This window comes from Brucella anthropi, assembly GCF_046630315.1.
Lineage (GTDB): Bacteria > Pseudomonadota > Alphaproteobacteria > Rhizobiales > Rhizobiaceae > Brucella > Brucella anthropi_A.
Genome location: NZ_LQBD01000007.1, coordinates 33,881 through 47,494, shown reverse-complemented (window position 1 = coordinate 47,494; position 13,614 = coordinate 33,881). Strand labels below are relative to the sequence as shown.

The window sequence follows — 13,614 nt, the reverse complement described above, 5'->3', positions numbered from 1 at the left end:
TCTTGCAGCGGGCTTTCCGGCCCGCTTTCCGGTTCATTATTTCAGTTGCTTCGAAATTTTCGTTTTCATGAACGGCTCGAATCCTTACAGGTGAAAGAACGTATCGGATGCGTGTCCTGAAAAGGGGAGGGTCATGAAAGCAATCGCAGCATTTTCAGATTTCGTCGGCCGGACTTTTGCCGTCTGGGTCATCATCTTTGCCGTTCTCGGTTTCCTGTTGCCATCGACATTCAGCGTCTTCGCGCCATGGATCGTGGTCCTGCTCGGCATCATCATGTTCGGCATGGGGCTGACGATTTCGGGCAAGGATTTTGCCGAAGTCGCTAGGCGGCCTTTCGATGTCGCTATCGGCGTGCTGGCGCAGTTCATCATCATGCCGCTGTTGGCCGTGTTGCTGACGCGCATCATCCCGATGTCGCCGGAAGTGGCGGCGGGGGTGATCCTGGTCGGCTGCTGCCCCGGCGGCACGGCTTCCAACGTCATGACCTATCTGTCGAAGGGCGATGTGGCGCTCAGCGTCGCCTGCACCAGCGTCACCACGCTTCTGGCGCCGCTGGTCACGCCATTCCTCGTCTGGTTCTTCGCCAGCCAGTATCTGCCGGTCGATGCGATGAGCATGTTCATCAGCATCGTGAAGGTGATCCTGGTGCCGCTGGCGCTTGGTTTCATTCTCCAGAAGCTGGTGCCGGGCGTGGTCAAGGCTGCGGTGCCCATGCTGCCGCTTGTGTCGGTCATCGGCATTGTGCTGATCGTCGCCGCCGTGGTCGCGGTCAACAAGGCGGCCATCGCGCAGTCCGGCCTGCTGATCTTCGCCGTGGTCTTCCTGCACAATTGCTGCGGCCTGCTGCTCGGCTATTTTGCCGCACGGTTCGCGGGGCTGTCGCTTGCCAAGCGCAAGGCGATCAGCATCGAGGTCGGCATGCAGAACAGCGGCCTTGGCGCTGCGCTCGCCAATGCGCATTTCTCGCCGCTGGCGGCTGTGCCAAGCGCCGTTTTCAGTGTCTGGCACAATATCTCCGGTGCGCTGATTGCAAGCTATTATGCCCGCATGGAAGAAGAGCCTTCGGAAACGCAGACGGCGACGCGATAACGAAATTCCACTCGCCCGGAGCAATCCGGGCGAGCTGGGCAAAAATATTCCACGAATGACGTATTGAGGAAGAATGCGCTTTCGGCTATCCCGGTAAGTGGGCCACGTCTCCCCAACGAGACGCGTGCTATCTGAGAGGATAGAAACAACATGACGACGATTGCGAAGCCGGCAGTTCGCCCGGCTAATCCTAATTTTTCATCCGGTCCCTGTGCAAAACGTCCCGGCTGGTCGCTGAATGCGCTGGTCGATGCGGCGCTTGGCCGTTCGCACCGCGCGAAAATCGGCAAGACCAAGCTGAAAGAAGCCATCGACCTTACCCGCGAAGTACTGCAGGTGCCTGCCGACTACCGTATCGGTATCGTGCCGGCTTCCGACACCGGCGCTGTCGAGATGGCGCTGTGGTCCATGCTCGGCGCGCGTGGCGTCGATATGGTTGCATGGGAAAGCTTCGGTTCGGGCTGGGTCACGGATGTGGTGAAGCAGCTCAAGCTCGAAGATGTCCGCACATTCGAAGCGCCCTATGGCGAGATTGTCGACTTCAGCCAAGTCGATTTCGACCGCGATGTCGTTTTCACCTGGAACGGCACCACGTCTGGTGCGCGCGTCCCGAACGGTGATTTCATTCCGGCTGACCGCAAGGGCCTGACCTTCTGCGATGCGACCTCTGCCGCTTTCGCTCAAGCGTTGGATTTCCCGAAACTCGATGTCGTCACCTTCTCCTGGCAGAAGGTGCTGGGCGGCGAGGGCGCGCATGGCATCCTGATCCTGTCCCCGCGTGCGGTGGAGCGGCTGGAAAGCTACAAGCCTGCATGGCCGCTGCCGAAGATTTTCCGCATGACCAAGGGCGGCAAGCTGATCGAAGGCATCTTCGTCGGCGAAACCATCAACACGCCCTCCATGCTCTGCGTGGAAGATTATCTCGATGCGCTGAAATGGGCGAAGTCGCTCGGCGGTCTTGATGCGCTGGTTGCGCGCGCCGACGCCAATTTCGCCGTCCTGAACGGTTTCGTGGAAAGGACGCCGTGGATTGCCAATCTGGCCGTGAAGCCGGAAACGCGCTCCAACACCTCCGTCTGCCTCACCATTGTCGACCCAGAAGTCACTGCCTTGTCAGCCGACGAGCAGGCCGCTTTCGCCAAGGGCATCGTCACGGCGCTCGACAAGGAGGGCGTTGCCTATGACATCGGCGCCTATCGCGATGCCCCTTCGGGCCTGCGCATCTGGGCTGGCGCGACGGTGGAAGCTTCCGATCTGGAAGCGCTGACGCATTGGCTGGATTGGGCTTTTGCAACGCAGAAGGCCGCGCTGAAAGCGGCGGCCTGAGCATTTCATGCATGACGCCATGGCCGTGTTGGGACGGTCATGGCCCGCATTCCCCTTTACAGCGCATTTCCTGAGTGAGAACGGTCTGCGTCATCGCAGGAAATGCATGGTTTGAAAATGTTTGAAGGAGGCCAGCATGGCACCTCGCGTTCTCGTATCCGACAAGCTTTCGCCCACCGCCGTCCAGATTTTCAAGGATCGCGGCGTGGAAGTCGATTACCTGCCCGATCTCGGCAAGGACAAGGAAAAGCTTCTCGAAGTCATCGGCGATTATGACGGTCTGGCGATCCGTTCGGCCACCAAGGTCACGGAAAAGCTGATCGCCGCCGCCAAAAAGCTCAAGGTCGTCGGCCGCGCCGGTATCGGCGTCGACAATGTGGATATTCCGGCGGCTTCGCGCCGCGGTATCATCGTCATGAACACGCCGTTCGGCAATTCGATCACCACCGCCGAACATGCCATTGCGCTGATGTTCGCCGTCGCGCGGCAATTGCCGGAGGCCGACACATCCACCCGTGCAGGCAAGTGGGAAAAGAACCGCTTCATGGGCGTGGAAATCACCGGCAAGACGCTTGGCGTCGTCGGCTGCGGCAATATCGGTTCGATTGTCGCGACCCGCGCCATCGGCCTGAAAATGCATGTGGTGGCTTTCGATCCGTTCCTGTCCGAAGCCCGCGCGCAGGAACTGGGCGTGGAAAAGGTCGATCTGGACGAATTGCTGGCGCGTGCCGATTTCATCACGCTGCACACGCCGCTGACCGACAAGACGCGGCATATCATCAATGCGGAAAACCTGGCCAAGACCAAGCCCGGCGTGCGCATCGTCAATTGCGCGCGCGGCGGCTTGATCGTGGAAAAGGATCTGGTGGCGGCGCTGAAATCCGGCCATGTGGCGGGTGCCGGTATCGACGTCTATGAAACAGAACCGGCGACGGAAAACGAACTTTTCTCGCTTCCCAATGTCGTCTGCACGCCGCATCTTGGCGCGTCGACGGCGGAAGCACAGGAAAATGTCGCGCTTCAGGTGGCCGAGCAGATGTCGGATTATCTGGTCAAGGGCGCCGTTTCCAATGCCATCAATATGCCGTCGATCACGGCGGAGGAAGCGCCCCGTCTGAAGCCGTTCGTGAAGCTTGCCGATGTGCTTGGCGCTTTCGTCGGCCAGGTCACGGACGAGCCGATCCAGGAAGTGGAAGTGCTGTTCGACGGTTCCACCGCCACCATGAACACGCGCGCATTGCTGAGTGCGGCTCTGGCCGGTCTCATCCGTCCGCAGGTGGCCGATGTCAACATGGTTTCCGCGCCGATCATGGTGAAGGAGCGCGGCATCATCGTCTCGGAAGTCAAGCGCGACAAGTCCGGCATTTTCGACGGCTATATCAAGCTGACGGTGAAGACGACGCTGCGCGAGCGCTCCATTGCAGGCACCTGCTTCTCCGACGGCAAGGCGCGCTTTATCCAGATCAAGGGAATCAACCTCGATGCCGAGGTCGGCCCGCACATGCTTTACGTCACCAACAAGGACGTTCCGGGCATGATCGGCCTGCTGGGCACGATCTGCGGCAAGCACAACGTCAATATTGCGAATTTCTCGCTTGGACGCGACCATCCCGGTGGCGATGCGATCGCCATGCTCTATGTGGATGAACAGATTCCGCAGGCAGCACTTGACGAACTGACGGCTCAAGAGGCAATCAAGGCGGCAACACCGCTTGAGTTCAACGTCGGAGAAGTTTGAGAACATGGTTGAAGAGATGGTACAGCCGGAATGGCGGCGCATGCACGAGCAGGATATTGCGGGCGTGACTGCGGTTGCTAATGTTGTCCATCTCGATTTCTTCGAAGATGAGGCGGTCTTCCGGGACCGCTTCGAGCTCTATCCCGCAGGCTGCTTCGTGCTGGCCCGCGACACTGAAATCCTCGGTTACGGCATTAGCCATCCATGGAAGCTGGATACGGTTCCAGCCCTCAACGCCGTTCTGGGCGAACTGCCCGACGATACCAACACCTATTATATCCACGATATCGCGCTTCTGCCCGAAGCCCGCTCCAGCGGCGCCGCCACCCGCGTCGTCGAACTGATGGCCTTGCAGGCCGAACGCGACGGCTTCGTCACCATGTCGCTCGTCGCCGTCAACGGCTCCCAGGGCTTTTGGGAAAAGAAGGGCTTTGTCGTCCGCGACCTCCCGGCGCTTGAGGAAAAGCTGAAAAGCTATTCGGAGGATGCGCTCTATATGGTCCGCGCCGGTTAGGTCGCAGATATTCCGCTTCTGGCGGGCTGCAAATGGCGTGATTTTTCGCTTCCGGTGCTCATGTACTAAAATGTACATTCCGCTCCGGGTCTCAAATCCCACCATTTTCGCCACGCCATAAACGGAATCTCAAGCGACCTAAGCGCCCTTCGTTCAAGGGGCGTTCAAAAATCGCGAATTTCTTGCACGAAAGAGTCGCGCAAGCCGGATTGAATCTGTATAGAGACGAGGGATCAGCACCCCGTTGCCCTCATTGGCGGCGTCCGGGCCGCTTTGATCCTTGGATTTTCAAATAGAAGCCAAGGAGTTTCTTCAATGGCAAATGTGGTTGTCGTCGGGTCGCAGTGGGGCGACGAGGGCAAGGGAAAGATCGTGGACTGGCTGTCCGAGCGCGCCGATGTCATCGTGCGCTACCAGGGCGGTCATAACGCAGGTCATACGCTTGTCATCGATGGCGTCAGCTACAAGCTTTCGCTGCTGCCTTCCGGCCTCGTGCGCGGCAAGCTCAGCGTCATCGGCAACGGCGTCGTGGTCGATCCGCATCATTTCGTCGCCGAAGTCGCAAAGCTGCGCGCACAGGGCATCGACATCAATCCCGAAGTGCTGCGCATTGCCGAAAACGCTCCCCTCATCCTCTCCATCCATCGCGATCTCGATGCCATGCGCGAAGGCTCCAATTCGGGCCTCAAGATCGGCACCACCAAGCGCGGCATCGGCCCGGCCTATGAAGACAAGGTCGGCCGTCGTGCCATCCGCGTCATCGATCTGGCCGAGCCGGAAACGCTGGAGCCGAAGGTCGAACGCCTGCTCGCGCACCACAATCTGCTGCGTCGCGGCATGGGCCTTGAGGAAATCGCGGTCGAAACCATTCTGACCGAGCTGACCTCCGTTGCCGACCAGATACTGCCCTATATCGATCAGGTCTGGCGCGTTCTCGACGAGCGCCGCAAGGCGGGCGACCGCATCCTGTTCGAAGGCGCGCAGGGCGCATTGCTTGACAATGACCATGGCACCTATCCCTTCGTGACCTCCTCCAACACGGTTGCCGGTCAGGCTGCCGCCGGTTCGGGCCTCGGTCCGACAGCCATCGGCTATGTGCTCGGCATCACCAAGGCCTACACGACCCGCGTTGGCGAAGGCCCGTTCCCGACCGAACTGAACGACGAGATCGGCGAATTCCTCGGCACCAAGGGCCATGAATTCGGCGTGGTGACAGGCCGCAAGCGCCGCTGCGGCTGGTTCGACGCCGTGATCGTGCGCCAGACGGTCCGCACCTCCGGCATCACCGGCATCGCGCTCACCAAGCTCGACGTTCTGGACGGCTTGGACGAAATCAAGATCTGCGTCGCCTATGAACTCGATGGCAAGCGCATCGATTATCTGCCGTCCTCCATGGGCGCGCAGGCGCGCGTGAAGCCGATCTATGAAACGCTGCCGGGCTGGTCGGAAACGACCGCCGGTGCGCGTTCGTGGAACGATCTCCCGGCGCAGGCGGTCAAATATGTCCGTCACATCGAAGAACTGATCGGCGCGCCGGTGGCCATGCTCTCCACCAGCCCGGAACGCGAGGACACCATCCTCGTCACCGATCCGTTCCATGATTGATCGGCTATAATAGCGATTGACAGGTTCGGAGCAGCTTTTCCGGAGGCTGCTCCGATTTCGTTTCGGCCGTTGTGCAAAGAACGCAATCGGCCCCACAAAGCTTCGCGGCAGGGCGAATTTTGCCACTATTTTACCGCATCGTTTTGAAAGTCTTCGCTAAATCGTAGCCAGAGACTTTGCTTTCCCTTGATTATTGTGATTATTGGGACATTTATTGCATCCTGTGCTTATTGTTCATCTGGACGGGCGAAAACCGGGTAAGACGGAATGGCGGATTTTGTAGCGGTACTGAAAAAGACGATCGATGCGCAGGCGGACAAGTCGCCTGAATTGCGCCAGCGCGTTTATGCCAAGGCGCGTGCAACGATCGAGCAGAAGCTCGTCACGGCAAATGCCTCGCAGGCTGTAGCTGTCCGCCAGCGCAATATTCTTGAAGACGCCATTGCCGAGGTCGAAGCCTTTTATGCGCCGCCAGCCGCAGCCAGGGAAGAACCGGCCGCGGATGCGCTGGAAGATTTTCTGCAGGAGGCGAATCACGACGCAGGGCCTTCCCCATCCCATGATGAGGATGATGCGCCTCGCGACAGCGCCGCCGAAGATGATGACGCACCGGCCTTTGCCGCCCAGCGCAACGATGACTGGATGGATCGGGCCAAGGAAAAGACGCAAGCCCGCCGCAGCGAATATATCGAACGCACGGCCCGCAAGGAGCAGCGCTCCTATAAGGGGCTGATCGCCGGTCTGATTGCGGTTCTGCTGATTGGCGGCGCCGGTTATGCGGTCTGGGCCAACAAGGACAAGATTCAGGAAGTGGCATCGAGCCTCGGGCGCAGCGACGCGCCTGCGACCGGTTCGGATACCGAAACGCATTCCGAAGACACGACGCCGACCACGGGCGGCGAGCAGACGCCGGAAGCGCCGCAGCAGCCCGCCGGCGAGCCGAAGATGACGCAGCGCCTGATGCCGGATGGCAGCGAAGTGGATAGCGGCCCTGCCGGTGGCGCAAACGGCATCGGCGAAGGCACATCGACCGCCGCCTCCACGCCTGCGCCTGCCGAAACCAATACGCAGACAGGCGCACAGCCCGGACAGAACCAGGCCGTGGCCGTCGGCCAGCAGGCGCTTCTTTATGAGGAACGTGGCGGCGCGGGTTCGGATTCGGTCGAACGCGGCAATGTGGTCTGGTCGACCATCGAGGAAAGCCCGGAAGACGGCCAGCCTGCCGAACCGGCGGTGCGTGCGACCGTCACGATGCCGACCAGCAAGGTCGAGATGAAGATGACCATCCGCAAGAATACGGATAAATCCATCCCGGCCAGCCATTTGATCGAGCTTGTCTTCACCGTGCCGGAAGGCTTCCCCGGCGGCGTGGTGGACAATGTGCAGCGCATCACCTTCAAGGATACGGAACAGGCGGCGGGCAACCCGCTGATCGCCGTGCCGTCGAAGATCGGCGACAATTTCTTCATCGTCTGGCTGAACGATGCCCGCACCGCGCAGGACACCAATCTTTCGCTGATGCGCCGCCTGCAATGGATCGATATTCCGATCTCCTATCGCAATGGCCGCCGCGCGCTCATCAGTCTCGAAAAGGGCGTGCCGGGCGAAAAAGCATTCAACGAAGTGCTGGGCGCGAACTGACCGTATCCATCAAGACGAAAAGGCCGCTTCGAGCGGCCTTTTGTTTGAAGCGCGCTGGTTTCTTCTTTTCGGTGAAAGCCTTGATGGCCTTGGCAACTTCGTTTCGCGCCGCTTCGCCACTGTCGAAGCCGCCCGGTTCAACGACTTTGCGGCCTTCCGGCAACGGCTTGTAGACGCGGAAGAAAGCTTCGAGGTGCTGCGGCGAGCAGGAGCTTTTTCATGGGATAGCCTTCACGGCTTGGGTTGAAACCGCCCTCGTCCCTAAAGCCAATCCATGACAGTGATCTGACGGTTTTATATCGGTTGTATCAGGGTTTGCGCCCGGAACCGCCTGCGATATTCCGCCGGGCTGATGCCGATCTTCTGGCGGAAGTGATGGCGAAGCGTGTGGGCGCTTCCAAAGCCGACCGCAGCAGCGATATCGTCAATGCCTGCCTGTCCTTGAGAGAGCAGTTCCCTGGCCGCAGCTACCCGCTCCATGGCGAGCCAGTCGCCCGGCGTGGCGCCGGTTGCCTCGGCAAAGCGGCGCAGGAATGTGCGCGGGCTCATCCGGCATTGAGCCGCCATGCGCCCGATTGTCCAGTCTGCCGCAAGATCGGCGCGCATGCGGTCCAGCACCGGGCTGATCGCGCTGCCTTCGCGCCTTGTGACCGGACGTTCGAGAAACTGGGCCTGTCCGCCGGTGCGGTGCGCGGGCATGACCATCCGCCGGGCAACGGAATTTGCGGCGAGGGGGCCAAAATCCTGTCGAACGATTTCGATCAGGAGGTCTATTCCGGCGGCACTTCCAGCCGAAGTGAAGATGCGATCATGCTCGCGATAGAGCGAGGCATCGTCGACGTCGATCGCGGGGTGTTTTTTGCGCAGCGCATCGGCATGGCGCCAATGCGTTGTGGCGGTGCCGCCGTCCAGCAGCCCTGTCGCGGCCAGAACGAAGGCGCCCGAACAGATGGAGGCAAGTCGCGCGCCGCGCCGGTGGGCACAACGCAGCCTTTCGCTGACCGCTTCCGGCACCGGACTGTCGGCCCCTTTCCAGCCCGGAACTATGATGATGTCGGCCTTATCGATGAGATCGGGCCTGCCGTCGGGAATGATGGCAAAGCCGCCATGCGCGCGCAATGGGCCGTCTTCGATCGGGCAACTGGCAAAGCGATACCAGCCCGCTCCCATTTCGGGGCGGGGCAGGCCAAAGATTTCGGCAACAATGCCGAATTCGAACGTGCAAAGCCGGTCGTAGAGCAGCGCCACGACAAGCGGGCCTTCGGGTGCGGGCAGCGGGTTTGTCATTATCTTTACGTATATTGTCAATCGCGCCAATTGCAAGCACATTGGCAAATGGGCGAAAACCGTGCCGAAGACAAAGGAGAACGCCCATGGATAGTGCAGCCAAGACCGACAGGAAATCTGCCGTAACAGCCATCCCGCCTGCGGCGAGCGCATTGGCGCGCGATCATTTCGCAGCCGAATTCACCTTCGAGACCGATTGCTGGGACGTGCATGATGCCCTGTCCAAGGGAGCCGATTTCGTGCTTCTCGACGTGCGCAGCCCGGGGCTTTTCGCAAAGAGCCATATACCGGGTGCGATCAATCTGCCGCATGGCAAGATCATCGCGTCCAAAATGGCGCAATGGCCGCAGGACACGGTTTTCGTCACCTATTGCGCGGGGCCCCATTGCAATGGCGCGGCGCGCGGCGCCTTGCGGCTTGCCAATCTCGACCGGCCCGTCAAGATCATGGCAGGCGGGCTGACCGGCTGGATCGATGAGGGATTTGAACTTGCGAAAGGCGCAGCGGACCGGTGATGCCCAAACAATTCCGCCGCAGAACGGTTGCCCGTCTGCGGCAGAAAGCATGAGACCTTCACGCTTTATTTGGGACGGCGGTTTTCTCCGATATAAATGGTAATATCGCCGCCACGCATTGGTACATTTTTACCGTTGCAGTTGAGTTTTTTGGGCCCACACGATGCATAGTTGGCTGCAGGATGGCGCGCTGCAACAGGGTCTTTTGTGTTGCCGACACCGAAAAAGTTACGGATCAAGGCTGAAAATGCGCCATTGTTGATGCTTAGCGTGTAGTGATTGATGAATTGAACATATCCATAAATATCCTTGTTGCTATTTTTGCTTACTTTCCATGTATTCACTGATGGTTTGCAAGCTTTTACGCTGACGTTCCTGACCGTGTATCTCTGGCCTCTGCGTATTGTTATCGGCGTTTTTGGCGTATTCCAGTTTTTTCCCATGCATGTCGACCAAACTTGATTGGGATCTCGCTTTGGATGTTCACGCTGGGTCATAGGCTCCAGGATGATGTCGTCATCACTATTGTTTTCAAATGTGAAGTTGAAGGAGATCGCATAAGCGGAAGATGCTGTGGCAACGGAAGATGCCAATATAATGGCAAGGATTGCTGATATTTTTTTAAGCTTAAATATAATCATTTTATAATTCCTTCTAATGGATAAAAGCGTGACATTATTTGGGAAAAGGGTCTTCGCCTTTCATTATTAAATCCAAGTGAAGGCTATATATATTATATATTACATATTGAACCTAAAGGTCCAATATTTTTATATTTTGATATTAGGAATAAATGAGGGGCAGCGCAGCTTGAATTACACATCTTTTCCGAAAACCGTTTCACGCTTTTCGGGATACGCTTTAAACAATTCCGCCGCAGAACGGTTGCCCGTCTGCGGCAGTAAAGGATCAGCGGATCATCAGTTTCAGGCGTGCGCTTCCTCGACAGGGTTCAGCGCCTTTTGCTGCTTGTGGGCCGCGGCCTTCACCGCAGCCTGCACCTTTTCAAAGGCGCGCACTTCGATCTGGCGCACGCGCTCGCGGCTGATGCCGAATTCGCTGGAAAGATCCTCCAGCGTCATCGGGTCTTCCGACAGGCGGCGGGCCTCGAAAATGCGGCGTTCGCGGTCGTTCAGCGTATCCATCGCCTGTTCAAGCATGGAGCGGCGGTTTTCCAGCTCGTCCTGCTCGATCAGAACCTGCTCCTGGCTGTTGCTGTCATCGACCAGCCAGTCCTGCCATTCGCCCGATTCCCCTTCCGAAGCGCGCAAGGGCGCGTTCAGCGAAGCGTCGCCAGACAGGCGGCGGTTCATGGAAACCACTTCGTCTTCGCTCACATTGAGCTTGGTTGCAATCTGCTTGACCTGATCCGGGTTGAGATCGCCATCATCAAGCGCCTGAATCTTGCTCTTCATCTTGCGCAGATTGAAGAACAGGCGCTTCTGATTGGCGGTCGTGCCCATCTTCACAAGGCTCCACGAACGCAGGATATATTCCTGGATCGAAGCCTTGATCCACCACATGGCATAGGTGGCAAGACGGAAGCCGCGCTCCGGCTCGAAACGCTTGACCGCCTGCATGAGGCCGACATTGCCTTCCGAAATCACCTCGCCGATCGGCAGGCCATAGCCGCGATAGCCCATGGCGATCTTGGCCACGAGACGCAGATGGCTCGTCACCAGCTTGTGGGCGGCCTTGGGATCGGTATGTTCGTGATAACGCTTGGCCAGCATATATTCTTCCTGCGGCTCAAGCATGGGAAAGCGGCGGATTTCTTCCAGATAACGGGTAAGCCCCCCGTCACCGGACGTAATGCTTGGGAGATTCATCTGGGCCATAGAGCACCCTCCTTTATAATTTCAGGTTCCCGTTTGGCGAACCTGTCGCGGGGGCTGCCTCCTGCACTTCCCACACGCGAGCCTTGATATATAGGCATGATTTTGGCGAAAACACGATCCTTTAATCCGTGAAACAATCCGTCACTACAATGTGAACGTTGCTGCAGGCCAAAGGTTGCACGCGTCGTCTGAATGGGCCGTCTGAAATAAATTGTTTCTTGTGGTGAGGGAGCGGCTGTGGCCGCGCCCCGGTTTTCGATGTCGGATCAGCTTCCTGTTTATAGACTGTCCCCTGTTCCGGCGAACCGTCATGGTTGCCAGTATTATATAGAATGTTTCCGGAAATTTTCCAGAAGCTGCTCCATATCTTCCGGTACCGGCGCTTCAAAACGCATCAGTTCCTCCGTGGCCGGATGGGTGAAGGCAAGCAGCCAGGCGTGCAATGCTTGCCGGTGGAAACCGCGCACGGCCTCTTTCAGCGGTTCCGGCAGTTTGTTGGCCTTGGTCTTGTAGGCGCTGCCATAGTCCATGTCGCCCACAAGCGGATGGCCGATATGGGCCATATGCACGCGGATCTGGTGGGTGCGGCCTGTCTCAAGGCGGCACTCGACAAGCGAGGCCAGCGCGGTCGCATCCTCGCGCGGGCCGAATTTCTCCACCGTCACATAATGGGTGACGGCGTGGCGGGCATCTTCCCGCTCTGCATTGACCACCGCCTGCTTGGTGCGGTCGCGATGCGAGCGCCCCAGATGCGCATCGATGAAGCCCTGCGGGCGTTCGGTCATGCCCCAGACAAGCGCAAGATAGGCGCGCTCCAGATCGCCGGTGCGGCCATGATCGGCAAATTGTTCGCTCAAATGGCGGTGCGAGCGGTCATTCTTGGCCACGACCATGACGCCGCTCGTATCCTTGTCGAGGCGATGGACAATGCCAGGGCGGCGAATTCCGCCAATGCCCGACAAGCTATCGCCACAATGATATAGAAGGGCATTGACCAGTGTTCCCGTCCAGTTGCCATTGCCCGGATGAACGACAAGCCCGGCGGGCTTGTTGATGACGATGAGATCGTCATCCTCGTAAAGAATATCGAGCGGTATGTTCTCGGCAATCGGTTCGGCTGGTTCCGGCTCGGGCAGCACGATGGCGATTGTCATGCCTTCGCGCAGCTTCTGCTTGGTTTCACGGGCGGGCGCGCCGTCGATGGTCACATGGCCTTCGGCAATGAGGGATTGAACGCGGCTGCGCGAGAGTTCCGGCCCCAATGCTGCGGCCAGCCACTGGTCGAGACGCTTGCCCGTGGCATCGGAGTCGGTTGTTAGCTCTTTCACTCGTGTTTTCCTTTTTGAGAGCCGTTCTGCCGTGATGAAATCGTCAGAACTGCCCTGCCTCTTGAATTTACCGCATTTATGCGACGTCAAATGTTTCCATTTGGCTGCAAAATGCTCTATCACGCGCCACACGCCGTAACACGGCGAAGTTCGAACCGGAGTCGTTGAATGCAGGATCCACACTATCCCAGATACCAGAATCATCAGGATTCAGGCTATCAGGACTATCAGCAGGGCTATTACCCGGATGAACAGGCCGAGCCCCAGCTTGATCCAGCCATGGAACGTGTGCGCCGCAAGATGATCCGGCTTCTGGCCGTTTCCATCGGTGTCATGCTGATCGGTCTTATGGCGGTGCTTGTCGCCGTTGTCTACAAGATCAATCGCGCGCCGGAAACCCCGCCGGTCGAAGAAGCCCGTTCCGATATTCCAGGACAGGCCGCGCCCGCCAAGCCGGAACCGCCGAAGCTGATCGAATCGCAGATCGACCTGACGCCCGGCACGCGTCTCCTGTCGCAGAGCCTTTCCGGCAACGAGCTTTCGCTGGAAACGCTGCTGCCGGATGGCGGCACGGAACTCATCATCTATGATTATCGCGAGTCGCGCATCATCGGCCGCATCAAGCTCGGCAATGTCGAGTAGGGCGGGCAGGGTCTGATTGGGGCGGCGTGATTGCCGCCCTGTTTGTTTCTGCCTTCGAGGATTGCGCTTTTTCCTTTTGGCGACTATATC

At 58.7% G+C, this 13,614-nt stretch carries 13 protein-coding genes; 9 read left to right on the top strand and 4 right to left on the bottom strand.

Annotated elements, in window-relative coordinates; genetic code table 11:
• The first annotated feature begins 133 nt into the window (after positions 1-133).
• The 7 genes from AVM02_RS05180 (at position 134) to AVM02_RS05150 (ending at position 8,161) form a co-directional block, all read left to right on the top strand.
• Positions 134-1,090 carry a bile acid:sodium symporter family protein gene (locus AVM02_RS05180; protein ID WP_411505928.1) on the top strand — a complete coding sequence of 319 codons (957 nt, stop codon included), beginning with the start codon at positions 134-136 and terminating at the stop codon, positions 1,088-1,090.
• Positions 1,091-1,240: 150 nt separating this feature from the next.
• Positions 1,241-2,416, top strand: coding sequence for a phosphoserine transaminase (locus tag AVM02_RS05175; protein ID WP_411505927.1), 1,176 nt, complete (start codon positions 1,241-1,243; stop codon positions 2,414-2,416).
• Between the two features lie 136 nt (positions 2,417-2,552).
• On the top strand, positions 2,553-4,154 hold the full coding sequence (gene serA / locus AVM02_RS05170) for a phosphoglycerate dehydrogenase (protein ID WP_411505926.1): 1,602 nt from the start codon (positions 2,553-2,555) through the stop codon (positions 4,152-4,154).
• Positions 4,155-4,158: 4 nt separating this feature from the next.
• Positions 4,159-4,668, top strand: a complete 510-nt coding sequence (locus AVM02_RS05165) for a GNAT family N-acetyltransferase (RefSeq protein WP_411505925.1) — start codon at positions 4,159-4,161, stop codon at positions 4,666-4,668.
• A 315-nt stretch (positions 4,669-4,983) separates the two neighbouring features.
• Positions 4,984-6,273, top strand: a complete 1,290-nt coding sequence (locus AVM02_RS05160; protein WP_411505924.1) for an adenylosuccinate synthase — start codon at positions 4,984-4,986, stop codon at positions 6,271-6,273.
• A 267-nt stretch (positions 6,274-6,540) separates the two neighbouring features.
• Positions 6,541-7,914: a transcriptional regulator gene (locus tag AVM02_RS05155; RefSeq protein ID WP_411505923.1), complete on the top strand. Its 1,374-nt coding sequence runs from the start codon at positions 6,541-6,543 to the stop codon at positions 7,912-7,914.
• 40 nt (positions 7,915-7,954) lie between these two features.
• Positions 7,955-8,161, top strand: a complete 207-nt coding sequence (locus AVM02_RS05150; RefSeq protein WP_411505922.1) for a hypothetical protein — start codon at positions 7,955-7,957, stop codon at positions 8,159-8,161.
• Between the two features lie 47 nt (positions 8,162-8,208).
• Here the strand turns inward: AVM02_RS05150 and ftrA are convergent, their stop codons facing one another.
• Positions 8,209-9,201 (bottom strand): transcriptional regulator FtrA, encoded by a 993-nt coding sequence (gene ftrA, locus AVM02_RS05145; protein ID WP_411505921.1) that lies wholly within the window; start codon positions 9,199-9,201, stop codon positions 8,209-8,211.
• Positions 9,202-9,287: 86 nt separating this feature from the next.
• On the opposite strand from ftrA, the gene AVM02_RS05140 reads away from it, so the two are divergent.
• Entirely contained in the window at positions 9,288-9,716 is a 429-nt protein-coding gene (locus tag AVM02_RS05140; protein ID WP_411505920.1) for a rhodanese-like domain-containing protein, read from the top strand.
• 65 nt (positions 9,717-9,781) lie between these two features.
• Here the strand turns inward: AVM02_RS05140 and AVM02_RS05135 are convergent, their stop codons facing one another.
• From AVM02_RS05135 to AVM02_RS05125, 3 genes are all read right to left on the bottom strand, one after another.
• Positions 9,782-10,357: a hypothetical protein gene (locus AVM02_RS05135; RefSeq protein ID WP_411505919.1), complete on the bottom strand. Its 576-nt coding sequence runs from the start codon at positions 10,355-10,357 to the stop codon at positions 9,782-9,784.
• A gap of 285 nt (positions 10,358-10,642) precedes the next feature.
• The gene (rpoH, locus tag AVM02_RS05130; RefSeq protein WP_411505918.1) at positions 10,643-11,554 is read right to left on the bottom strand and encodes an RNA polymerase sigma factor RpoH; all 912 of its coding nucleotides are present in this window, start codon (positions 11,552-11,554) and stop codon (positions 10,643-10,645) included.
• A 323-nt stretch (positions 11,555-11,877) separates the two neighbouring features.
• Positions 11,878-12,882, bottom strand: coding sequence for an RluA family pseudouridine synthase (locus AVM02_RS05125; RefSeq protein ID WP_411505917.1), 1,005 nt, complete (start codon positions 12,880-12,882; stop codon positions 11,878-11,880).
• 168 nt (positions 12,883-13,050) lie between these two features.
• Between AVM02_RS05125 and AVM02_RS05120 the strand changes: the two genes are divergently transcribed.
• Entirely contained in the window at positions 13,051-13,524 is a 474-nt protein-coding gene (locus tag AVM02_RS05120) for a hypothetical protein (protein ID WP_411505916.1), read from the top strand.
• Positions 13,525-13,614: the final 90 nt, after the last annotated feature.